Origin of the sequence: Variovorax paradoxus (assembly GCF_030815855.1) — a bacterium.
Lineage (GTDB): Bacteria > Pseudomonadota > Gammaproteobacteria > Burkholderiales > Burkholderiaceae_C > Variovorax > Variovorax paradoxus_M.
Map to the genome: position 1 here is coordinate 2,374,132 of NZ_JAUSXG010000001.1, position 20,436 is coordinate 2,394,567.

Annotated in this window: 20 protein-coding genes, 12 tRNA genes and 1 other annotated feature; of the genes, 22 read left to right on the plus strand and 10 right to left on the minus strand. The window is 64.6% G+C overall.

Annotated features, from left to right (window positions below):
- Positions 1–158: 158 nt before the first annotated feature.
- Positions 159–1,535 (minus strand): Ig-like domain-containing protein, encoded by a 1,377-nt coding sequence (locus QFZ42_RS11030; RefSeq protein ID WP_307700997.1) that lies wholly within the window; start codon positions 1,533–1,535, stop codon positions 159–161.
- Positions 1,536–1,926: 391 nt separating this feature from the next.
- On the minus strand, positions 1,927–2,874 hold the full coding sequence (locus QFZ42_RS11035) for a GlxA family transcriptional regulator (protein ID WP_307700998.1): 948 nt from the start codon (positions 2,872–2,874) through the stop codon (positions 1,927–1,929).
- A 110-nt stretch (positions 2,875–2,984) separates the two neighbouring features.
- Between QFZ42_RS11035 and QFZ42_RS11040 the strand changes: the two genes are divergently transcribed.
- Together QFZ42_RS11040 and QFZ42_RS11045 are read left to right on the plus strand one after the other, a co-directional pair.
- Positions 2,985–3,785, plus strand: coding sequence for an SDR family NAD(P)-dependent oxidoreductase (locus tag QFZ42_RS11040; protein ID WP_307700999.1), 801 nt, complete (start codon positions 2,985–2,987; stop codon positions 3,783–3,785).
- 56 nt (positions 3,786–3,841) lie between these two features.
- Positions 3,842–4,768 carry an alpha/beta fold hydrolase gene (locus tag QFZ42_RS11045; RefSeq protein ID WP_307701000.1) on the plus strand — a complete coding sequence of 309 codons (927 nt, stop codon included), beginning with the start codon at positions 3,842–3,844 and terminating at the stop codon, positions 4,766–4,768.
- A 135-nt stretch (positions 4,769–4,903) separates the two neighbouring features.
- On the opposite strand, the gene QFZ42_RS11050 is transcribed toward QFZ42_RS11045, so the two are convergent.
- The 6 genes from QFZ42_RS11050 to QFZ42_RS11075 form a co-directional block, all read right to left on the minus strand.
- Complete coding sequence (locus QFZ42_RS11050; RefSeq protein WP_307701001.1) at positions 4,904–5,794, minus strand: fumarylacetoacetate hydrolase family protein; 891 nt, start codon at positions 5,792–5,794, stop codon at positions 4,904–4,906.
- A gap of 51 nt (positions 5,795–5,845) precedes the next feature.
- Complete coding sequence (locus QFZ42_RS11055) at positions 5,846–6,616, minus strand: hydratase (protein ID WP_307701002.1); 771 nt, start codon at positions 6,614–6,616, stop codon at positions 5,846–5,848.
- Between the two features lie 5 nt (positions 6,617–6,621).
- Positions 6,622–6,762 carry a hypothetical protein gene (locus tag QFZ42_RS11060; RefSeq protein WP_307701003.1) on the minus strand — a complete coding sequence of 47 codons (141 nt, stop codon included), beginning with the start codon at positions 6,760–6,762 and terminating at the stop codon, positions 6,622–6,624.
- 40 nt (positions 6,763–6,802) lie between these two features.
- A complete protein-coding gene (locus QFZ42_RS11065) occupies positions 6,803–7,864 on the minus strand; it encodes an ABC transporter ATP-binding protein (RefSeq protein WP_307701004.1) in 1,062 nt (353 codons plus the stop codon).
- 95 nt (positions 7,865–7,959) lie between these two features.
- Positions 7,960–8,637, minus strand: coding sequence for a hypothetical protein (locus QFZ42_RS11070; protein WP_307701005.1), 678 nt, complete (start codon positions 8,635–8,637; stop codon positions 7,960–7,962).
- A gap of 188 nt (positions 8,638–8,825) precedes the next feature.
- Positions 8,826–9,647, minus strand: a complete 822-nt coding sequence (locus QFZ42_RS11075) for an IclR family transcriptional regulator (RefSeq protein ID WP_307701006.1) — start codon at positions 9,645–9,647, stop codon at positions 8,826–8,828.
- Positions 9,648–9,815: 168 nt separating this feature from the next.
- Here QFZ42_RS11075 and QFZ42_RS11080 point away from each other — a divergent pair, with 168 nt between their 5' ends.
- The 6 genes from QFZ42_RS11080 (at position 9,816) to QFZ42_RS11105 (ending at position 15,369) form a co-directional block, all read left to right on the plus strand.
- The gene (locus QFZ42_RS11080) at positions 9,816–10,691 is read left to right on the plus strand and encodes a carbohydrate ABC transporter permease (protein WP_307701007.1); all 876 of its coding nucleotides are present in this window, start codon (positions 9,816–9,818) and stop codon (positions 10,689–10,691) included.
- A 29-nt stretch (positions 10,692–10,720) separates the two neighbouring features.
- Positions 10,721–11,530, plus strand: a complete 810-nt coding sequence (locus QFZ42_RS11085) for a carbohydrate ABC transporter permease (protein WP_307701008.1) — start codon at positions 10,721–10,723, stop codon at positions 11,528–11,530.
- Between the two features lie 49 nt (positions 11,531–11,579).
- Positions 11,580–12,902, plus strand: a complete 1,323-nt coding sequence (locus QFZ42_RS11090; RefSeq protein ID WP_307701009.1) for an extracellular solute-binding protein — start codon at positions 11,580–11,582, stop codon at positions 12,900–12,902.
- Positions 12,899–13,693, plus strand: a complete 795-nt coding sequence (locus QFZ42_RS11095; protein WP_307701010.1) for a shikimate dehydrogenase family protein — start codon at positions 12,899–12,901, stop codon at positions 13,691–13,693. Before QFZ42_RS11090 ends, QFZ42_RS11095 begins: the two co-directional genes overlap by 4 nt.
- A gap of 140 nt (positions 13,694–13,833) precedes the next feature.
- Entirely contained in the window at positions 13,834–14,853 is a 1,020-nt protein-coding gene (locus QFZ42_RS11100; RefSeq protein WP_307701011.1) for a Gfo/Idh/MocA family protein, read from the plus strand.
- Positions 14,854–14,940: 87 nt separating this feature from the next.
- On the plus strand, positions 14,941–15,369 hold the full coding sequence (locus QFZ42_RS11105; RefSeq protein WP_307701012.1) for a cupin domain-containing protein: 429 nt from the start codon (positions 14,941–14,943) through the stop codon (positions 15,367–15,369).
- A 28-nt stretch (positions 15,370–15,397) separates the two neighbouring features.
- On the opposite strand, the gene QFZ42_RS11110 is transcribed toward QFZ42_RS11105, so the two are convergent.
- Together QFZ42_RS11110 and QFZ42_RS11115 are read right to left on the minus strand one after the other, a co-directional pair.
- On the minus strand, positions 15,398–15,691 hold the full coding sequence (locus tag QFZ42_RS11110; protein WP_307701013.1) for a hypothetical protein: 294 nt from the start codon (positions 15,689–15,691) through the stop codon (positions 15,398–15,400).
- 147 nt (positions 15,692–15,838) lie between these two features.
- Complete coding sequence (locus QFZ42_RS11115; RefSeq protein ID WP_307701014.1) at positions 15,839–16,210, minus strand: hypothetical protein; 372 nt, start codon at positions 16,208–16,210, stop codon at positions 15,839–15,841.
- Positions 16,211–16,850: 640 nt separating this feature from the next.
- Between QFZ42_RS11115 and QFZ42_RS11120 the strand changes: the two genes are divergently transcribed.
- From QFZ42_RS11120 to QFZ42_RS11185, 14 genes are all read left to right on the plus strand, one after another.
- Positions 16,851–16,928: transfer RNA gene (locus tag QFZ42_RS11120), tRNA-Gly, on the plus strand.
- Positions 16,929–17,084: 156 nt separating this feature from the next.
- Positions 17,085–17,169, plus strand: a tRNA-Leu gene (locus QFZ42_RS11125).
- A 5-nt stretch (positions 17,170–17,174) separates the two neighbouring features.
- Positions 17,175–17,250: transfer RNA gene (locus tag QFZ42_RS11130), tRNA-Trp, on the plus strand.
- Between the two features lie 31 nt (positions 17,251–17,281).
- Positions 17,282–17,358: transfer RNA gene (locus QFZ42_RS11135), tRNA-Thr, on the plus strand.
- 13 nt (positions 17,359–17,371) lie between these two features.
- Positions 17,372–17,448, plus strand: a tRNA-Glu gene (locus tag QFZ42_RS11140).
- 81 nt (positions 17,449–17,529) lie between these two features.
- A protein-coding gene (locus tag QFZ42_RS11145; protein ID WP_307701015.1) for an IS3 family transposase occupies positions 17,530–18,761 on the plus strand; the annotation gives its coding sequence in 2 pieces (ribosomal slippage) (positions 17,530–17,818 and positions 17,818–18,761; 1,233 coding nt in all).
- Positions 17,808–17,924: a sequence feature (AL1L pseudoknot), on the plus strand. It overlaps the preceding gene by 117 nt.
- 77 nt (positions 18,762–18,838) lie before the next feature.
- Positions 18,839–18,914, plus strand: a tRNA-Pro gene (locus QFZ42_RS11150).
- 166 nt (positions 18,915–19,080) lie between these two features.
- Positions 19,081–19,156 (plus strand) — tRNA-Asp (locus QFZ42_RS11155).
- A gap of 13 nt (positions 19,157–19,169) precedes the next feature.
- A tRNA-Arg gene (locus QFZ42_RS11160) sits at positions 19,170–19,247 on the plus strand.
- Between the two features lie 21 nt (positions 19,248–19,268).
- Positions 19,269–19,344: transfer RNA gene (locus QFZ42_RS11165), tRNA-Arg, on the plus strand.
- A gap of 78 nt (positions 19,345–19,422) precedes the next feature.
- Positions 19,423–19,499, plus strand: a tRNA-Asn gene (locus QFZ42_RS11170).
- A gap of 9 nt (positions 19,500–19,508) precedes the next feature.
- A tRNA-Ile gene (locus QFZ42_RS11175) sits at positions 19,509–19,583 on the plus strand.
- 8 nt (positions 19,584–19,591) lie between these two features.
- A tRNA-His gene (locus QFZ42_RS11180) sits at positions 19,592–19,665 on the plus strand.
- 47 nt (positions 19,666–19,712) lie between these two features.
- On the plus strand, positions 19,713–20,276 hold the full coding sequence (locus QFZ42_RS11185) for an HNH endonuclease (RefSeq protein WP_307701016.1): 564 nt from the start codon (positions 19,713–19,715) through the stop codon (positions 20,274–20,276).
- The last annotated feature ends 160 nt before the right edge of the window (positions 20,277–20,436 follow it).

Below are 20,436 nucleotides of genomic sequence, written 5' to 3' on the forward strand. Positions count from 1 at the left end.
GCGCTTCAGGGTTTTGAGGCCAGCCGGCCACTTGCTCGGCGCCTCAGCCGGTCCGCTGCGATTCTGCATCCCGGCCTGTCATCTGTTCCTGAACACTGGTAGCGCCGGTCGGCCGCCTCGCCCCATGTTGCGCGCTGCGCGCTCGTATGTTCCTTTGCCTAGCGCTGGTAAAGGGTCAGTCGGGAGTCGCTCGCCACCCCGGCCTTGGTGGATACAAGAGACACCTCATAGCGTGTGCCGGGAATCGGGAACCTCGGCGAGAAGCTGAACGAGAAGTTTCCGTTCGCGTCGGCCTGCAGCGTTTGCGAGTAGACGTGCTGCGAAACGCTGAAGCCGCCTGGCGCCTGTGTGCTGGCATCGACCTTGACTTCCACCGTTGCGAACGAGGCCGTTCGGCCCTGCACGACGGTGGTCCCGCCTTCCACCGCGCCGTTGTTGCCGTGGTTCAGGATCTGCAGCGGAACGTTCACGGGCGCTACCGCCCCCACGTCAAAACTCCAGTCCCGCCGCACCGGGTTGCCTGCCCGGTCGCGCGCAGTGACGTCTACGGTGTAGCGGCCCGGCGGGAGGTTGGCTCGGTAGTTGAACGAATTCGGCGTAACCTGGGCCTCGGGCGTGACGTTGCGGCCGGAGATCAGGACCCGCACGCTGGCGGGGTCCACTCCACTGCCGCCGCGATCCTCGAAGTTCGCGGAAATCTGGACGGGGGGGCCGCTCGGGACGGCGTCGCCCTCGCGCGGACTGATGTTCACGACTTGGGGCGGCCGATTGTCGACCACCTGCGGCTGAACCTGCGACACGGCCAAGTTGGCGGTGACCACTCGGTCACCGACCCGAAGCGTCGCCACGATGGGCAGGGACGAATTCAAGTTGTCTGCTCGCCGCAGCGTGTAGCCGCCTTCATAGTGCCCGGGACGAATCTCTCGCAGCACCACATCATTGGAGACCCCCGGCAAATCGATCGTCACCGAGCCACCGGGCGGGCCGTCGAGCGCGAAGCGCAATTCCGCGCCCGGTTCGATGCGTTCGATCGGCGTTACGCCGAAGCGCTCGATGCGCAACGGCCCCGATGGCGGAACCGCTGCTGGCGGTGGAACATTGGCGACGCGCGGCCCGGCCATGAGTTCAGCCAGGGCGTAGTCGGCTGCAGCCGTGCGATTGCCCTGACTGAGCAGGACGCGAACGTCGCGATCGTCCTGCACCACGTCGCCGCGCTTGATGGTGTAGCGGCCGACATAGACGCCGGGCGAGACTTCGCGCAGCGCGATTCTTTCCCTGATGCCCCGGATGCGCACCGCGACCTTTCCGCGCGGGGTCGCGACCGCCCTGAAGCTCAGGCGTGAACCCGGCCCGAGGTCGCCATCGGTTCTCACGTCGAGTGATCGGATTTCAACGGCAGCGGGCTGCGCGAGCGCGCTGGCGGGCAATGCGGTCATCACGAAAGTGGCGGGCAACAGCATCATCACTGCCGCAACTGGGCTGCGCAGATGAGCTGTCGAGACGGTGCGTCGAAAAAGGGAAGTGGTCGATGTCAAGGCGGACTCCTGGCTCTACGGGCGGCGATGTGGGCCCGGAGCAAGTTGATGGGTAGAAAACGGTCTCGCCAATCGGCGAGGCGAGGCTTTCAATAGGCTGCGACATACCCGATGGCGCTGGTATCGCCATCAAGAGTCATGTCGTGCGGGTGCCAATAGATGTCGCCGGAGCAGGCGGCGAGTGGGGTTCAAGAAGAAGCCTACTTTGGTTTGGCTTCATTACTGCTGAGTAGATAGTGCGGCCCCTACCGGCTGGGTCGCTGTAGGACGGTAGCGAGACAAGGCGAAGGTGTTGAGGGGGTGCAGGCGCTGGGCGCCCTCCTCGCTCCGTGCCGATGTCGACGATCGACGCATAGCAAGACTACTGTCACCCTCCTCTCGACACGACGCTTCAGGACCCCAGGCGGGCGTCGCGCCTGAGTGACTGAGGCGGCTTGTTGAAACCCCGCATGAACGCCTCGCGAAGATGGCGCCGGTCGCGGAAGCCCGTTTCGCGTGCAACCACCTCCAGCGGGTGGCTGCTTCGCTCGATCATCAAGCGGGCCGCCTCCACGCGCAGACGCTCTACCGCCTTGGCCGGCGACTGCCCGGTCTCAGCGGTAAAGACACGGCTGAACTGGCGCGGGCTGAGGTTCGCGGCCGCAGCGAGTTCTTCCACGCCCAGCGACTGCGCCAGGTGGCCGCGAGCATGCTCCAGCGCCCGCGCAATGCGGTCCGAGCGCGGCGTGAGGTTCAGGATCTCCGAATGCTGCGACTGGCCGCCCGACCGGCGCTGATGCATGACCAGCCTGTGTGCCACCGATCGCGCGACGTCGTCACCGAGGTCCTTTTCGACGAGGCCGAGCGCCAGGTCCAGTTCCGCCGTCATGCCGGCCGAGGTCCAGATGGGGTCATCGGCGATGAAGATGCGGTCCGGCTCGACCTGGACGTCGGGATGCCGCCGTTGCAGTACGTCCGCATAAGCCCAGTGCGTCGTGGCGCGTCGCCCTGCCAGCAAACCGGCGTCGGCCAAAACGAAAGCTCCGGTACACAGCCCCACGGTCCGACGCGCACGAGCGCTGCACTTTCGCAACGCATGCAGCAGCTCGGGTGACGAGGGGGTGGCCGACGGGTCGAGCACGCCCACCACCATCCAGGTGTCGGCCGTGCTGCGTGCGGTGAAGGGCCTCGTCTGCAGGGCCATGCCCAGCGAAGCCTTCACGCTGCCGCCGGGCATCGAGTGGCAAGTCACCTCGTAGAAGGGCTCGCCCGCCACGACGTTGGCGAACTCGAAGACCGCCTGAGTGGCCAGCGCCATCACCTGGAAGCCGGCCGGCAGGACGTAGCCGATTCTGTGCATGTGTGTTTTCGGAGTCGATGACCTAAAACATGACTATAAGCGTCATTTACGCCAAACGCCAGAAGGCACAACATACGCTCAATCGCAACCCCCTTCAACGGAGCACCACCATGACGCAGACGAACCTGGGCACCGCCCTCATCACCGGAGCCTCCTCCGGCATCGGCGCCCTCTACGCCGACCGCCTGGCGAGCCGCGGCTACGACCTGATCCTGGTCGCCCGCAACCGCGAGCGTTTGAATCCGTTGGCCGACGACATCACTAGCCGCCACGGCCGCGCGGTGGAGGTCTTTCCGGCCGACCTGAACAATCCCATGGCGCTGCGCAGCGTGGAAAACAAGCTCAAGCACGATGCGAGCATCACCCTGCTGGTCAACAACGCCGGCATCGGCACACACACCTCGCTGCTGGAGAGCGACGTGGATCAGATGGTGCGCATGATCGACCTCAACGTGACGGCGCTCACCCGCCTGACGTACGCGGCGGTGCCAGGCTTCGTGGCACGCGGCAGAGGTGCGTTGATCAACATCGCCTCCATCGTGGCCGTTTCGCCGGAAACCTTGAATGGCGTGTATGGCGGCAGCAAGGCTTTCGTGCTGGCTTTCAGTCAATCGCTGCAGCACGAGCTGGCCGGCAAGGGCGTGCGGGTGCAAGCCGTGCTGCCGGGTGCGACGGCCACCGAATTCTGGGCACGCGGCGGCCTTCCCGTGGAGCACCTGCCGGCGCAGATCGTGATGCGGGCCGAAGACCTGGTGGATGCCGCCTTGCAGGGTTTCGAGCGCGGCGAGCCGGTGACGCTTCCTTCGCTGCACGACGTGGCCCTCTGGGACGCCTACGAAGGCGCGCGCAAGGCGATGGCGCCCCACCTCTCCAGCAACGAAGCGGCATCGCGCTATCAGCCCTTGCGCTGAGTGGCCGTATCGCATTCGAACCGCGCCCCGCTCCCCTGAATCAAGGAAATCCCACCGTGCCCACCGTGCCGCTGACCAGCAACGATCCACTTTCCTCCGCCATCAGGATTCCCGGAACCGGGGAACACTTTCTGGATCTGCCCGGATCAAACGGGGGAAGCCCGGGGCGATTGCGCTATCTCTCGGGCGGAATGGGGCCACCATTGGTGCTGCTGCACACCGTGCGCACCCAGGCCGAGCACTTCCGTCACCTCATCCCGCTGGTCCGGGAGCGGTACACGGTGTATGCGCTCGATCTCCCAGGCATGGGCTACTCGCAGATCGTGCCGGGCGCGTCCTATGAGGAGCCGGCCATGCGCGAGGCGGTCAAGAGCCTCATCACTCGACTCGACCTGCGCGACGTCACGCTGCTCGGCGAGTCGATGGGCGCGACGCTCGCCCTCGCCACCGCGGCCGATCTGTCCGAGAGAGTGCGGCGTGTCGTGGCGATCAATGCCTATGACTACGCGGGCGGCATTTCGCGGTCCAGCCTGCTGGCCCGGTTCGTCGTGACCGGCGCGCTGGCGCCGGGTATCGGCCAGACCATCGCGGGCGTCCAACCAAAGCCGATCGTGCGCGCCGTGCTCCGTGGGGGCCTCGGCGACACGGCCGCCCTGCGAGAGGACTACCTCGATGAACTGTTGAAGGTCGGACGCCGCCCCGGCTATCCGGTCGTCGCCCGCGCGGTGTACGGCAACCTGCCCAGCCTCATCGCGGCACGCGCCCGCTACCCCGAGGTTAGCGCACCGGTTCATCTCATCTACGGAGAGAAGGATTGGTCACGACCTTCCGACCGACAAGCCAACAAGCAACTCCTGCCCGCGGCCGAGTTTGTTCAGGTGCCTGGCGCCGGTCACTTCATTGTTCTCGAGCGGCCGGACGTGCCCGCCAAGGTGTTGAACGACGCGATGCGACTCGAGGGCGTTCCGAAGGCCGCAGCCTGATGCCGCTCGACGCGAAATCCCCCTCCCCGGCCCGAGGCGCAACTTGCTCGACACTCGGCCTCGGGCAGTTCATCGACATGGACATCGACATGCGCCCGTAGAACTCGCCTTTTGCTGTCGCCTTTTGCTGTCGCCTTAAAGCGCAGGCAATTGACCAGCGCGCCAGGCGGCGCCCATGGCGTCGCTGTAGGCAATGGTTTGCTGGCGCTGCGTGCCGAGCAGGTCACTGCCCAAGGTCATCACATCACCCTCCTTCAGGAACACAGGCGGTTTCTGGCCGAGGCCGACACCCGGCGGTGTACCGGTTGGAATCACGTCGCCGGGCCGAAGCGCCATAAAGCGGCTGAGATAAGAGACGATGGTTGCAACGCCGAAAATCTGCGTGCGGGTGTTGCCGGTCTGCCGGCGGGTTCCGTTCACGTCGAGCCAGAGGTCGATGTTCTGCGGGTCCGGCACTTCGTCAGCCGTCAGCAACCAGGGGCCTATCGGCGCATAGCCAAGGTAGCTTTTGCCTTTGGTCCACTGGCCTTCCATTTCGATCTGCCAGGCACGCTCTGACACATCGTTGCAAAGGCAGTAGCCGGCCACATATTGCAACGCTTCTGCTTCGCTGACATGCCAGGCCGGACGACCGATCACGATAGCGAGTTCGACCTCCCAATCAAGCTTGCCCGAGCCGGGCGCGACGACGACCGGGTCGTTGGGACCAGCCAGCGCGCTGGTGTGCTTGTTGAAGACGATCGGCTGCGTGGGAATCGGCGTGTTGGTCTCGGCCGCATGGTCGGAATAGTTGAGGCCGATGCAAACCACATTCGGAACCTGGCCCACGCAGGGGCCGAGCCGTGTATCGGCGGGCACGGCGGGCAAGCTGGAGGTATCGAGGGCGCGCAGCCTTGCAAGGCTCTCGGGTGAAAGTGTTGGCCCGTGAATGTCGCTCACGACGGAAGACAAGTCGCGCAAGGTGCCCTGTGCATCAACGAGGCCGGGTTTTTCAGAGCCAGGGGGGCCGTATCGAACGAGACGCATGGGAAATCCTTTTGGCTTTTGAAGTATGTATCGAGGTTCGAGGCCGCGTCGTCAAAGCTGCTCGAGCGTCAGCGCAAGCTCGCCGAAGTTGCCATAGCGAAGCACGGCCGGACGCTTGAACGGCAGGTCAATCGCCCCCGCAAACGAGCCGGTGATGACGGCCTGCCCCGCCTCCAGACCCGTGCCCTGGCTGCGCAGAAACTCGGCAAGCCAATAAAGAGGCAAGCGCGGGTCGCCACTGGGGTGGCTGGCTGCCAATGCGATGTCGTCCTGGCCCTGTACCGAGAGTGCAATCTCGAAGGGACCAGGAAATGGCTCCTGCGCAAAGTCCACGTTGACGGTTGGCCCCAACACCACGCTTTGGTGCCACAGGCTGTCGGCCATCAGTTCAGGGCCGCTGGCGTCTGCCGCATCGTCATAGCGACAACCGAGCACCTCGACCGCCAGCCGCACGCTGCCGATGGCGGCGTTGACATCGGCGCGGGTGTAGGGGGTGGCCCGCGGCGGCAGGCTTTGTTTGAACTCGAATGCCAGTTCGGGTTCGATGCGTGCTGCGCCTGTCGGTCCGGCACGCGCGGCAGCCACACCACCCGATGGCCTTGCATCATGCAGCGCGGCGGCGACCCACCGATCGCCCGGAGGCAATCCGCATTTCCAGCCGATGGCGGGGCTGCCGCGCAGTTCGCTGATTCGCCGCTGGATGCGCCATCCGTCTTCCGGAGTGGCCGGGCGCAAGCCGGCTTTCAACCTTGCACCGGAGCGACCCGACGTCTGAAGTGCGTGCAGGTAGCGTGCGGCGGCCTCGATGGCGCTCGGCTCCATGCGGGTCATGCGGCCGGCCCCACGGGCGCTGCCGCGTTGTCGGAGCGGCGCAGCACGCCTTGGCTGAAAAAGATCTCGTTGATCTCGTCGCCAGTCGAAGAGGCGCCGGTCGTGCTTTTGAGGCCCTCGGTCTCGATCCCGTTCATTTGCCTGTTTCCTTGTGTCGACTGAAATTGCCTGTCTGGATCAGTGCAACGGCTCGAGCCGTTCGCCGGAATCGGCGCGGAAAAGATGAACATACGCGCTGTCCGCACCCAGGCGCACCTGGTCGCCGGGGCGCACACCCACACGTTCGCGCAGCACGCAGGTGAGCTTGGTACCGCCCGCATCGACGATGAGGTGCGTCTCCGAGCCGGTGGACTCCACCACCAGCACGCGCGCCTCCACGCCCTTGGCGTCCAGCCGCAGGTGCTCAGGCCGCACGCCCAGCGTGAGGGCCTGTCCGCTTGCGGCCGGCACGCCGGGCACGGTCCAGTGATTGCCCGCGTTGTCCACAACCCCCTCCCCGTTCGCCTTGACCGGCAGCAGGTTCATCGACGGCGAGCCGATGAAGGCCGCGACGAAGACGTTCCGCGGCCGGTCGAACAAGTCGAGCGGCGTGCCTACCTGTTCCACGATGCCATCGTGCATGGCCACGATCTTGTCTGCCATCGTCATGGCCTCGATCTGGTCGTGCGTGACATAGACGGTGGTGGCCTTCAGGCGCTGGTGAAGCTCGCGAATCTCTGCACGCATGGCCACACGCAGCTTGGCGTCCAGGTTGGACAGCGGCTCGTCGAACAGGAAGACCTGCGGGTCGCGCACGATGGCTCGGCCCATCGCGACGCGCTGGCGCTGCCCGCCGGAGAGCTGCTTGGGCAGCCGTGCGAGCAGTGGCTCCAGCCCCAGGATCTTGGCGGCCCGGGCCACGCGCTCTTCGATCTCCTTCTGCGGCGCATGGCGCAGCTTCAGCGAGAACGCGAGGTTGTCCGCCACCGTGAGATGCGGGTACAGCGCATAGTTCTGGAACACCATGGCAATGTCGCGATCCTTCGGCAGCAGGCCGTTCACGCGGCGCCCGCCGATGCGGATCTCGCCGCCATCAATGCCTTCCAGGCCCGCGACCATGCGCAACAGCGTGGACTTGCCGCAGCCCGACGGGCCGACCAGCACGACGAATTCGCCGTCGAGGATGTCGATGCTCACGCCGCGGATGATCTGCGTGCTGCCAAAGGACTTGGCTACGTCCTGGATCTCAACTGTTGCCATCTTGGTGTCTCCTCATTCAAAAAGTGAAACCGGTGTCGCGCACAGCCGGCCGCGTGCCGCCGAGCGCACTCCGGGTCGAAGGAGCTCGTGATCGCTCATCCCGCTTGCCATGCGGTTTTCAACCGCGTGTATTCATGCAGATAGCGGCCCACGGCAGCGTCACGCAGTTCGGCGGCCTGTTGCAACAGCGCAAGGGCCGCGTCAAAGGCGCCGGGATCACAGGCCTCCAGCAACAGCACCCAGCGGGCCGGGGCCTGCAGGTCCTTGCGGTCCTTGCTTTCGGCGGTGCGCTGGCCCGACGTGCCGATGTCCGAGCCCAGCAGGTGCGCACCGCTGATGCGCGGCAGCCGCGCAGCGGCTTCCAGCGCCGAGCTGAGACGCGGCACCGCCTCGCGCACCGTGCCGTCCGCGATGTCGAAGCGCACGGTCAGCATCGCGCCACCCGAGCCCACACCGTGGCTGGCCACCACGCGCGTGAGTGATCGCGTGGTCGTCTGGAAATGGGCGGTGGTCGCACGCGTCCACTCCGTAGGCTCGTTCAAGCGCGACAGATAGTCGCTGCCCTGGATGACCTGAAAGCTCGCGGTTTCATACAGGGTGAAGAACTCCGGCTGCGTCGCTGCATCGGCAGCGCGATAGCGACGGCCCCGCACGAAGCCGGGAATGCCGACGCGTTCGGGCATGTGCTCGTGCAGATGCCAAGCGTAAAACTCTGCGCGCCCGACCTCGGCGATGTCGTTCCAGATAGCCACTGCACCTTCACCTGCCAGCATGGTTTTGCTCCTTGAATGTGGTGGGCACGGCCGCGCGCAGGTTGAGCGCGACTTGGCCGACCCTTCGGAAACACAGCGCAGCCGCTCGGCCGGCCGCGCGCGATGGACTCCTGTGAACGAGAACGACGCCTGGAGCGGGGCGCGCGCATGGCACCTCGGCTCCGGCGAGCTTCCGACGGGGAAGGCCTTCAGCCATTGGAGACTTTCAGCGGCGTCATCCCCATCATGGCTTCCATCACCTTGCGGCTGGGCCACAGGTCGGCGATCTCCGCCGCGGTGGCTTGCACGTCGGGCGCGATGGCGGCGATGCGCTCCGGCGGAAGTCGCGCCACGGGACCGGCCACGCTGACGGTGCCGATCGCGCGGCGGCTTTGCGGATCCACGATGGCGCAGCCCACCGCGCACGTGCCAGGCTCCCCTTCCTCGATGGACGTGCCGTAGCCGCGTTCGCGCGTCAGCGCAAGTTCGGCCAGCAGGCTCGCCTCGTCGCGCACGATGGGCCTGCCGAACCGGGAAGGCACGACGAAGCCGCGCGCCTTCACCAGTGCCACCGCCTGTGCGTCGTCCAGCGTTGCGAGCCAGGCCTTGCCGGTCGACGTGGCGTGCAGCACCACGGGCTGGCCCATGTCGGGGTCGTAACGCAGGCCGGACAGCGCACCTTGGGCCTTGGCGATCCAGATCAGCGCATCGTCTTCCACCAACGCCAGGCGCACCAGTTCGCCGGTACGCGCGGCGAGCCGGTCCAGGGAGGGCTGGCAAATCTCCGTGATGCCCGAGGCCGCGAGGAAGCGAAAGCCGATGGCGGCCAGCTTCACGGTCATGCGGTAGCGCTGGCTGTACTCGTCCTGCACTGCCAGCCCGCGCCCTACCAGGACGGAGAGCAACCGGTGCACGGCGCTCTTGGGCAGATCCAGCCGCCGCGAGATATCGCTGATCGGCAAGCCTTGGGGGTGATCGGCCAGCAGCGTGAGGATGTCCAGAACGCGCTCGATCATGTCGCCAGTGGCCACGGAAAATCTCCTAAAGCTAGAACGTGGTTCCAATTTATCACGCTATTCGGGCCTCGAACCAAGGGTTTTCCTCGTTACAGGCGCCAAATAAGCAAATACAGTGGAACGATGTTCTAGATGAGGTCGCCTTTTATGAATGCCATTCCTCACCCGGCTACAGTGACAGTGATGCAGGCCGACCCTCGGCCGTCGGGCTTCTGGGCGCTTTTCGCCTGGTTTGCGCCAGCCGTCGCCGTGCTGCTCGCCGTCACGCTCTACCCCACAGGCGTGGTGCTGTGGCTGAGCGTCCACCGCACGCGTCTCTATGAAGTGGTGGAAGGCGTGGGCCTGGCGAACTATGTCTCGGTGATCACCTCTCCCGCCTTCCTCGAACTCAGCCTGAACTCCCTGCTGTACGTGTTCGGCGCGCTGGCCGTGGTGCTGCCTCTGGGTCTGGCCAGCGCCCTTGCGCTGCAGAACATTGCGCGCGGCGCTGCATATGTGCGCACCCTGCTGTTGCTGCCCTGGACGCTCTCCATGGGTGTGGTGGGCTGCTTCTGGCTGTGGCTGCTCAATCCCTCGTACGGGCCCATGAGCTATCTGATGCGGTCCCTGGGCATGGAGCCCGGCCTGATGCTGGGCGACCCTTCGCTGGCGCTCGTGCTCGTCATCCTGGTCACCGCGTGGTGGTCCTTCCCCTACGTGATGGTGATGATGAGCGCCTCGCTGCAAAGCATCCCGGCGGAGCTGTACGAGGCGATCGACATCGACGGGGGCGGCCTGCGCGCGCGCCTGCGCCATGCCGTGTGGCCGCACATCGCGCCCACGCTGGGCAGTACCGCGCTGGCGCTGGGCATCCTCTATCTCACGCTCATCACGCTGATCCTGGTGCTCACCGGCGGCGGGCCGCTGGGCTCGACCGCCACCTGGAGCTTCGAAGTGTTCTCCAGCGCTTTCCGCTCGGTGGACCTGTCGCCTTCGTCGGTCATCTCCGTCGTGGTGCTCGCTGTCAATCTCTTCCTTGGCTACCTTTACACGCGGCTCACCGGCCGCGTCTCGGGCTGAACATCATGCATATCCGCCGTTCCGAAAAAATGCTGTCCTGGGCCGTGCTGACGGCCTTGGTACTGGTCGTGCTGATCCCGCTGTCCTGGGCGGTGCTCACCTCCCTCAAGAGCGAGGCCAGCGTCATGGCCTACCCGCCCACCTTCTTCCCTACCGAGCCCAGCCTCTCGGCGTACAAGGCGGTGTTCCGCAACGAGACCTTCGGCTCCGACCTGTTCAACTCGGTGCTGTACGCGGTCGGCGCGGTCGCGCTGGCGGTAGTGCTGTCCGCGCCCGCCGGCTACGCGGCTTCACGCTTCGAATTCCGCGGCAAGCGCACCGTGATGCTGCTGATCCTGTCCACGTCCATGATCCCCGGCGTTGCGCTGCTGGTGCCGACCTACTTCCTGCTGGACGCGCTGGGCCTGTTGAACAACGCCGCGGTCATCATCGTGGTGCAGGCCGCGCGCCTGGTGCCGCAGACGGTGTGGTTCATGCAGAACTTCGTGGACGCCGTGCCGCGCGAACTGGACGAGGCCACCCAGGTGGACGGCGCCAATCACTGGCAAACCTTCACCAAGGTCATCCTGCCGCTGGTGCGGCCCGGTATCGCCGCAAGCGCGGTCATCGGCATGGTCACGACCTGGAACGACTACATCACCGTGGCCGCGTTCGCGCCCGAGGTCGCGCACCGCACGCTGCAGGTGGCCCTGGTCAACCAGGTGTTCGACAGCATCGGCATCACCTGGTCCTACGTCATGGCCTACGCCGTGGTGTCCTCCCTTCCCATCGTCGCCATCTTCGTGCTGGCGCAGCGATGGTTCATCAGCGGCCTGACCGCCGGCGCCGTCAAAGGCTAGTCCACCCCGCGCGCACTTCCAACATGCGCACTCAAACCAGGAGACCCACATGAACGAGCAGAAACCAGCAGGCATGAACGAAGACAAACCCGCGCCCCGTACGAGCCGGCGCATCTTCCTGGGTGGCATGGCCGCCGTGCTGGGCGCACCCGCGGGCCGGGCCTTCGCGCAGACCACCGAGACCATCGCCTACGACACCTTTCTCGACCCGGCCAACGCCAAAGACCCGCGTGCGGCGGCGCAGACGCAGATGATCGCGGCCTTCGAGGCCAGTCAGCCGCGCGTGAAGGTGCGCGTGGTGGTGGACCCCGCCGGGCAAAACGGCGTGCGCGCGGCGCGCGCCAAGTCGGACAGCCCCGACGTCATCCGCGTGAACAACTTCCAGATGCCCGAGTTCGTGTCCACAGGCTCCGTGCTGGCCATCGACGAGCTGATCGCGCGCGACAAGGTAGACACCACGGACTGGCTGATCGGCATGGACCAGACGCGCGTCAACGGCAAGATCTGGGGCCTGCAGCAGGACTATCGCATTCCGATCTTCGTCTACCGCAAGAGCAAGTTCGACGAGGCGAAGATTGCGACACCGCCGCGCACGTACGGGGAAGTGAGCGCGCTCGGCCCGCTGCTGACCAGGCAGAACCAGATGGCCTACGGCGTCCCTATCGGCCTGAGTGGCGGGATCGGCGGCGCGCAGGCGTTCATGGAGTTCATCGTGAGCTCCATCGTTGCTGGCAACAGCGACCCGTTCTTCGCGCCCAACGGCCGCGAGATCGGCTTCAGCGAGAAGCGGCTGCTGCTGGCCGCCACCATCGTCAAGGACCTGTTCCAGAAGAAAGCGGCGACACCCGTGAGCCTGCAGTTCGCGTACAACGAACTCCAGGATGGGATGCGGGCGGGCACGGTGGCCTCCGCCACCTTCGGGCTGTACCGCTACCGTGGCCTGAAGGCCGCCGTGGCCGACGACCTGGCTTGGGCACCGGCCCCTTCGGTGGAGCCTGACGACAAGCACGCGGTGTACGGTTTCCAGATGTGCATCAACCGCCATTCGCCGCGCCAGGGCGGTGCATGGGAGTTCGTCAAGTTCATGGCCAGCCCGGCCGCCCAGGCGATCGCCGCGCGGGGCGGCGAAGTGGTGGCGCGCGCCAGTGCCTACAAGGACCCCTACTTCAAGACGCCGGAAGCCGAGGACCAACTGGGCTGGAAGGCGCTGGTGGAAAAACGCGGCCGCATGGTGAACTACTCCGTCATCCAGTCGACATTCAACCAGATCTGCGGCGAAGCCTTCCAGCGCATGATCCTGAAGGACTTGGCGCCTGCAGCCGTGGCGCTCGAGGTGCGCACCCGCTATACCGAAGCCCTGGCCAAAGCATGATGCCGCATGTCACAGGATCGACCCGGCTCTACGGGCTGGTGGGCGATCCGCTGACGACAGCCAAGTCGCCCGAATTATTGAACCGGCTCTTTGTCGACAAGCGCGCAGACGCAGTGTGCATCCCGTTCGTGGTCAAGGGTGATGACCTGCCCGCATTCGTCACCGGCGCACGGGCGTTGGCCAATCTCTCCGGCGTGCTGGTCACGATGCCTCACAAGCAACGGATGCTGGCCTTTGTCGACGAACTGCATCCGACGGCTCGCCAGGTCGGCGCACTCAACGTCATCCGTTGCGACAAGGATGGGCGCTGGGTCGGTGCCATATTCGATGGCCTCGGTTGCGTGCTTGGCATGCAGTGGGAGGGCAACCACCCGGCGAACAAGTCCGTTCTTCTGGTCGGCGCCGGCGGTGCCGGAAGAGCGATCGCGTTCGCGGTCGCAGCCGCAGGCGCCCGGACATTGACCATCTCCGATGTCGACGGGCATCGTGCGGACGACCTCGCCAGATCCGTCGCCGCCGCGACCGGTTGCACCACACATTCCGGCCCACCCGATCCACACGGATTCGAGATCGTCATCAATGCCACGCCGCTGGGCATGAACGCGACAGACGCCATGCCCGTGGACCCCGAACGGCTCGCGCTCGGCAGCGTCGTCGTAGACATCATCAATGCGCCCGAGCCGACGCCGCTTTGCCGCGCCGCCCACGCGCGCGGTTGCCGTACGCAAGGCGGACGCCCGATGCATGAAGGGCAGGCTCTGCATGCCCTGCGCTTTCTTGGATTCGACTAGCGACCTGACGGGAAGTCACTACCGGACGGGTCCGAAACCACGCAGTTGTGGCCATCTGAATGAAAGGAAGATGTCATGAATAGGGTTTCCAGGGTTGCCGCAGCATTCGGTGCGGCTGGCTGCACGAGGGGAGAATACGCATGAAAGTTGCATTGCTGGAAGCCAGCCATTGGCATGTCCCGCTCTATCTTGATGCGCTCGAGGCGCCCGGGATCGAGGTGGTCGCCGTCTCGGATGCGGAGCACGTCAAGGGAGAGTCGATTGCCGCGCGATTCGGCTGTACGCTGTATTCGTCGGCCTATGAACTGCTAGAGCGCGAGGAAGTCGATTTCGCGTTTGTGTTCGGTCGGCATTCCGAAATGCCGACGCTCGCCGAAGCGGTGATTGCGCGGCGAATTCCATTTGCGCTGGAGAAGCCCTGCGGCGTCAACATGTCGCAGGTGAGCCGGCTGCGGAAACTGACCGAGGAAGCCGATCTTTATTGCGCGGTCCCGCTCATCTTTCGCATGAGCGACCTGCTCAACGCAGTCAACGGTGCCGAGGGCCGTGTCCCGTCGGACTTCAACTACATGTCCTTCCGGTTCATCGTCGGTCCGCCCGGCCGCTACGAAGCTGCAGGCGCAGGCTGGGCGCTCGACCCCGCGTTTTCCGGCGGCGGTTCCACGATCAATGTCGCGACGCACTTCATCGACCTCTTCAGATTGCTGACCGGCAAGGAAGTCACACGCGTCTCGGCGACCATGAACGCCAGGACGCACCGGCGTGAGGTTGAAGACTATTCGTTGCTGACGATGCAAACCGAAGATGGCGTGATCGGTCTCGTGGAGACCGGCTACAGCTTCCCCAGTACCCCTGACGAGCAGCGCGAGTTCTCGTTCACCCTTGCATCCGATCGCATGTACGCGAAATCGGGCCCCGACCGGATCGAGATCCGAGACCGAACCAATCTCGCCGCCGGCACCCGGAGTCTGCGTCTCGAACTGGACACCGACGCCTACTACCCCTTGTTCGTCAAGCGGGTCCTTGCCGAATGTCGCACGGGTGCGAAGCCGATCGCGTCATTGCGCGACGCCGAGGCAATGATGCAGGTCATGGACGCGGCCTACGCTTCGGCTCGGCAAGGCGGCGCGCTCCAGACGCTTGCGCCGATTGTTGCGTGATCCGACCAACCGCCCATCCATCGCCACCTGCGCCAGCGCCGTGCATCTTGACAGCACTCGCTGGCCAATCAGCTGAAAGGAAATCCAATGAGCAAGACTGCGCGATACCAGGGTCCACTGCCGCTTGACCAGGCGAAATCCAAGTTTGTTCTCACGCCCCTCGAGGACACCCGCTTTCATCGGGATGGTCCTCGCTCGAATGTCGAGTATCGGGATCTCGGAATGGCCGAGGCCTCGGGGGGCCGCATCAGCGCCAAGCACATCCGCGCTGTCCAGCCGTTCGGCAAGGAGACTGGTTGGCATTGGCACGACATGACGGCGCACTTCGTGTACGTGCTGAAAGGCTGGGTCGAATTCCGATTTGACGGCATGCCCGAACCGGTGACCGTCGTTGCCGGCTCCTGCCTCAGCCAGCCCGCCGGCGTGGCGCACAACGTCATTCGCCAGTCCGACAACCTCGAGCTGATAGAGATCAACACGCCCGCGGACTATGTGACGGTCGAATGTCCTCCCTGAGCAGCCGCTGTTGGATTCCGCCTCGGCTTCAGCCCCGGCGGGTCGCGCTCGGGGTCTTCTCGCGCGGTTGATTGCTGTCCGACAACTGCTCCGATGGCGGGCCGAGTTCGCCACTGTCGGCGCCCGTGCTTTTTGAAGTCCCGCCACGCCGGGCGTTGTTGCCGGTGCCAGAGTAGATCTCGTCGTCGTCAAAATTGACTTCCGCTTCCGCGCCGGCGTCACCACCGCTCACGCGGCCGCGCGACGGCGGATTGGGGCCGTGAGGGCCGATCGGGTCGAGACGCCCCGCCTCATCGCCAGGATCTTGTGCTCGCTTGGGCATGCCTACTCCTTTCGTCGTTCGGGCAAAGATGCCAAAGATCAATGCTCGCTGCGGCGCAGTGGCGCTCTGTGGGCCAATCGGGGCTGCCGCTGTAGGAGTTGCGCCCAAACCAACGGGTCGAGGCGGCGTCGTGATCGGAGGGACGCGTTACTTCTGCGGCGCCCCGTGCTCCAGCAAGATGGTTCTCAGAGCGCGCTTGCCGCGCGCGTTCTGAGCTCTATAGGCTTGGCGAGCCAGCTCGATAAAGCGCTCCTCCCCAGGGTCCGGCAGCGGCTCAGCGCTTCGAGGCGCGTCGAGCCAGAGTGGCTCCCTTCCGCAACGACTTTCGATCTGCCGGGCCAGCTTGTCCGAGATGACGCGATCCTTCTTGATCTGGCTCCACATGCTTGCCGAGATCTGCAGCTTCTCTGCGAACTTGGCCGCGAGGCCCAACGGCTCTGCGCCGTTGGCGGCATGCTCCGCCACGAAGTCTCCGAAAAGGATCAGGACATTGTTGCGGCGAATGGCAGGAAGGGACATGCTTGAAGCGACAGAGCTGAATGTCGGCGCCGCGATGGACGGGAGCCGACGTGTAGCGAGAAAAAAACACAACGCCCAAAAAAAAGGTTGCGCGGCGCAGTAAACCGAGTTTACATTACATCCATCGACGAAATTGCTTCGTCCCGTTTCTTCCGCAACCAACTTCGATTCATCGAGAACTCGCCACCGACTGGAACCCCCGTGAAAGCAAACCTGAGCTCACTGAATATTCGACCCGCATCGGGCCGGGCGTTCGTGCGCGTCTCGTTTTGCGGTGCTCGCAGACTGACGACATCCAAGATGCATTTGCAGCTGAACTCCCTCCCCGCGATCCCGGCCAGCTTGTGGCTTGGACAGCAGTACGAGGATCAGCCGCACCCGGGTGGAGGTAGCGCGTAAGCGCGCACCTTCCAAGCTCTCTCACCAGAGGCCCGGATTCCGAAATGGATTCCGGGCCTTTTTGTTTTTCACCTGGCGGATCTCGATTCGCACACAACCGCGAATGGCACCTGGTGCCGGACGCCACGGCAGTGATCGCGCTGCCGTGAACTCACCCGCCGAGTGGCGCCGGTGGGTGATCCTTAAAAATTTGCCGCGGGTCGCGCTCCTCACTGGTGGAGCCAACGATTCGCAAAAAAATGCAGCCGTAGCTCAGCCAGGTAGAGCGCAACGTCGCCAACGTTGAGGCCGAGGGATCGAAGCCCTCCGTGCTGCTCCATTCCATTTCGGGTGTGCCTTTGCAGCACCTCCAGAGGCCAACCGCGTCGGCGGCCTGGAGGGATGTGCACGGTCTGGACCCAGCCATGTGCAGCGATGTCGACGTGGGCGCGCAAGCGCTCGAATCGCGCGAAGACACAACCGAAATGGAAAACACCCCCCGATGGCGGAATAGGTAGACGCACCGGATTCAGAATCCGGCGACGAAAGTCATGCAAGTTCGAGGCTTGCTTGGGGGACCAATATTGGGTGTCTAGTTCAATTGGCAGAACGCCGGTCTCCAAAACCGGAGGTTGCAGGTTCGAGGCCTGCGATGCCCGCCACGTCATAGCAAGCAAGCAAGCTGCACAGCTTGCCCGCATAGCTCAGCTGGTAGCAGCGCTCGCCTTGTAAGCGAGAGGTCGTCCGTTCGATCCGGACTGCGGGCTCCATTCGCAGATTCACGTCGTATTCGTCTAGTGGCTCAGGACACAAGGTTTTCATCCTTGTAGACGCGGGTTCGAATCCCGCATACGACTCCATCATTCTTTGACTCAGGCAATCGCACGTTCGTGAATCGCCCCGGATTTCGTGGAGGCTCAACACTCTGAGAGGATTGAGCCATGAAGAAGTCGAACAAGTTCTCACCCGAGGTGCGTGAACGCGCGGTGAGGATGGTGCAAGAGCACCGTGGGGAGTACCCGTCGTTGTGGGCCGCGATCGAATCGATTGCACCGAAGATCGGCTGCGTGCCGCAGACGCTGAACGAATGGGTCAAGCGTGACGAGGTCGACAACGGCGTGCGCGAAGGCGTCACGACCAGCGAGGCGCAGCGGTTGAAGGAACTCGAGCGCGAGGTCAAGGAGCTGCGCAGGGCCAACGAGATCCTGAAGCTGGCGAGCGCGTTTTTCGCCCAGGCGGAGCTCGACCGCCGGCTGAAGTCCTGAGGGATTTCATCGACAAGCATCGCGCCACCTTCGGGGTCGAGCCGATCTGCAAGGTCTTGCAGGTTGCCCCGTCGGGCTACCGGCGACACGCAGCACTGCTGCGCGAGCCGCACAAGCGCTGCGCCCGAGCACGCCGCGACGATGTCCTCATTCCGGCGATACAACGCGTCTGGCAGGCCAACATGCAGGTCTATGGGGCCGACAAGGTCTGGAGGCAACTGGCACGCGAGGGCACTGCGGTGGCGCGCTGCACGGTCGAGCGGCTGATGCGGCGCCTGGGGCTGCGCGGCGTGATGCGCGGCAAGGTGGTGAAGACCACGATCAGCGATGCCAGGGCGCCATGCCCGCTGGACCGGGTCAACCGGCAGTTCCGCGCGCAGCGTCCGAACCAGCTGTGGGTCTCGGACTTCACGTACGTGTCGACCTGGCAGGGCTGGCTCTACGTGGCCTTCGTGATCGACGTGTTCGCCCGGCGCATTGTGGGCTGGCGGGTCAGCAGCTCGATGCGCACGGACTTCGTGCTCGATGCGTTGGAGCAGGCGCTGTACGACCGTCAACCCGAGCGTGACGGCAGCTTGATCTGCCACTCGGATCGCGGCTCGCAATACGTCAGCATCCGGTACACCGAACGACTGGGCGAGGCTGGCATCGAGCCGTCAGTAGGCAGCAAGGGCGACTCCTATGACAACGCCTTGGCCGAGACGATCAACGGCCTCTACAAGGCCGAGTTGATCCATCGCCGAGCACCGTGGAAGACCAAGGAGGCGGTGGAGTTCGCGACGCTCGAATGGGTGTCCTGGTTCAACCACCATCGTCTGCTCGAACCGATCGGCTACATCCCGCCTGCAGAGGCTGAGGCAAACTACTATCGGCAACTCGCCAGTCAGGCCGCCACGGCGGCGGTATGACTTAAACCAACCGGCCTCCACGAAAGCCGGGGCGATTCATTCGAATCGTGCACGGCCTGCCAGGAACATACCCAATACGGGGCGTAGCGCAGTTGGCAGCGCGGTTGCTTTGGGAGCATCAGGTCGCAGATTCGATTTCTGCCGCCCCGACCACACAAGAGCGAGACAGGGCGATGCAGATCGTTCTCTCGTGGAAACCGGACGCAAGAATTGGGCGTCGCCGGAACTCGTAACCGGACAGCATTGGAGCATTGGCCGAGAGGTCCAAGGCAAGCAGACGGTCAACGGTTCGAAGCCGTTCTTCTCCACCACCATCAGTGATCCGTTAACTCAGCGGCCAGAGTGCCTCCCTGTCCAGGAGGAAGCCAAGGGTTCAACTCCCTTACGGATCGCCACAACCTTTTCCTTCCCGCGTTAGCTCAACTGGATCAGAGCACTGGCCTACGAAGCCGGGGGTTGCACGTTCGAATCGTGTGCGCGGGACCATACACCTGGAGTGCGAGACCTGCCCTGCTAGCTCAACTGGACAGAGCGGCCGCCTTCTAAGCGGCAGGTGGGCCTTCGAGTGGCCCGCGGGGCGCCATCTTTTCGCCGATGCGGCGCCCTGCGCGACTCGAACATTTCGCCGCGACTGCCGATATCCGCGCGGTATTCATTCTTTTCCTCGGTAGCTCAGTTGGTAGAAGCACCGCACTGTTAATGCGGATGTCCCTGGTTCGAGCCCAGGTCGAGGAGCCAACATCTTCCAGCCGCATAGCTCAGTGGCAGAGCACCGTCTTGATAAGGCGGGGGTCGATGGATCGTTCCCATCTGCGGCTACCAGTTCAACGGTGCGCGTAGCTCAATGGCAGAGCCGCTGGTTGTGGTCCAGCTGACGACGGTTCGATCCCGTTCGTGCACCCCACTCGCTTCAAGGACTTCAGCGCTCGGCCATGAAAGGAGGCCGTCATCATGAAACCCCAAGTACTTCAGCTCGATGTCCAGGGCACGCCTCAGGCATGGATTTCGCTCGAGCAGGCGGCATCGCACTACGCCACGGGCGCCGTCGTCTGGGAAGACGGAGAAGGCCCGCTGGCCACCATGCGCGGCGGCTTCAACGTGGCGCGCGGCGTGGATTCGCGGCTTGTGATTTCGCCCATCATCGCGCTCAAGGGCTGCGCGAAAGTCAACCTGTTCGATCACACCCCGGCCTTCGGCCGGCGCAAGCTCTTTGTGCGCGATCGCTTCATCTGCGCCTACTGCGCCCAGCGGTTTCGCGAGCAGGATCTCACCTGCGAGCACATCCTGCCCGAAAGCCGCGGCGGTCCCTGGGACTGGATGAACCTGGTGGCCGCGTGCCGCGCGTGCAACGCCGACAAAGCGGACCGGACCCCGGAAGAAGCCGGCATGAAGCTGGTCTACCTTCCGTATGTTCCGAGCCGATGGGAGGATTTCCTTCTGGAGGGACGGAACGTGCGAGCCGACGTGCACGAATGGCTGGCGAGCCGGCTCCCGAAAGGCTCCAGGCTCAACTGACAGACGAAGGGGCGCTCCCACAAGGAGCGCCCCTTTTTCCGTTGGAGGGCGCGCGGACCCAAAAGTTTTTATGGTCTGTCGGTGCGCGCGGCGCTTCAACGCACCGAAGGGCGTGGCAACACTAGCGCATTCGAAACGCGCGTCCGGCCGCCCCGCCCTC

What these genes read in the sequence shown, in the direction of transcription:
- QFZ42_RS11035 (WP_307700998.1), bottom strand. Translation starts at nt 2,874, where the DNA reads ATGCACAGAATCGGCTACGTCCTGCCGGCCGGCTTCCAGGTGATGGCG.
- QFZ42_RS11040 (WP_307700999.1), top strand. Translation starts at nt 2,985, where the DNA reads ATGACGCAGACGAACCTGGGCACCGCCCTCATCACCGGAGCCTCCTCC.
- QFZ42_RS11050 (WP_307701001.1), bottom strand. Translation starts at nt 5,794, where the DNA reads ATGCGTCTCGTTCGATACGGCCCCCCTGGCTCTGAAAAACCCGGCCTC.
- QFZ42_RS11055 (WP_307701002.1), bottom strand. Translation starts at nt 6,616, where the DNA reads ATGGAGCCGAGCGCCATCGAGGCCGCCGCACGCTACCTGCACGCACTT.
- QFZ42_RS11060 (WP_307701003.1), bottom strand. Translation starts at nt 6,762, where the DNA reads ATGAACGGGATCGAGACCGAGGGCCTCAAAAGCACGACCGGCGCCTCT.
- QFZ42_RS11065 (WP_307701004.1), bottom strand. Translation starts at nt 7,864, where the DNA reads ATGGCAACAGTTGAGATCCAGGACGTAGCCAAGTCCTTTGGCAGCACG.
- QFZ42_RS11070 (WP_307701005.1), bottom strand. Translation starts at nt 8,637, where the DNA reads ATGCTGGCAGGTGAAGGTGCAGTGGCTATCTGGAACGACATCGCCGAG.
- QFZ42_RS11080 (WP_307701007.1), top strand. Translation starts at nt 9,816, where the DNA reads ATGCAGGCCGACCCTCGGCCGTCGGGCTTCTGGGCGCTTTTCGCCTGG.
- QFZ42_RS11085 (WP_307701008.1), top strand. Translation starts at nt 10,721, where the DNA reads ATGCTGTCCTGGGCCGTGCTGACGGCCTTGGTACTGGTCGTGCTGATC.
- QFZ42_RS11090 (WP_307701009.1), top strand. Translation starts at nt 11,580, where the DNA reads ATGAACGAGCAGAAACCAGCAGGCATGAACGAAGACAAACCCGCGCCC.
- QFZ42_RS11095 (WP_307701010.1), top strand. Translation starts at nt 12,899, where the DNA reads ATGATGCCGCATGTCACAGGATCGACCCGGCTCTACGGGCTGGTGGGC.
- QFZ42_RS11100 (WP_307701011.1), top strand. Translation starts at nt 13,834, where the DNA reads ATGAAAGTTGCATTGCTGGAAGCCAGCCATTGGCATGTCCCGCTCTAT.
- QFZ42_RS11105 (WP_307701012.1), top strand. Translation starts at nt 14,941, where the DNA reads ATGAGCAAGACTGCGCGATACCAGGGTCCACTGCCGCTTGACCAGGCG.
- QFZ42_RS11110 (WP_307701013.1), bottom strand. Translation starts at nt 15,691, where the DNA reads ATGCCCAAGCGAGCACAAGATCCTGGCGATGAGGCGGGGCGTCTCGAC.
- QFZ42_RS11115 (WP_307701014.1), bottom strand. Translation starts at nt 16,210, where the DNA reads ATGTCCCTTCCTGCCATTCGCCGCAACAATGTCCTGATCCTTTTCGGA.
- QFZ42_RS11185 (WP_307701016.1), top strand. Translation starts at nt 19,713, where the DNA reads ATGAAACCCCAAGTACTTCAGCTCGATGTCCAGGGCACGCCTCAGGCA.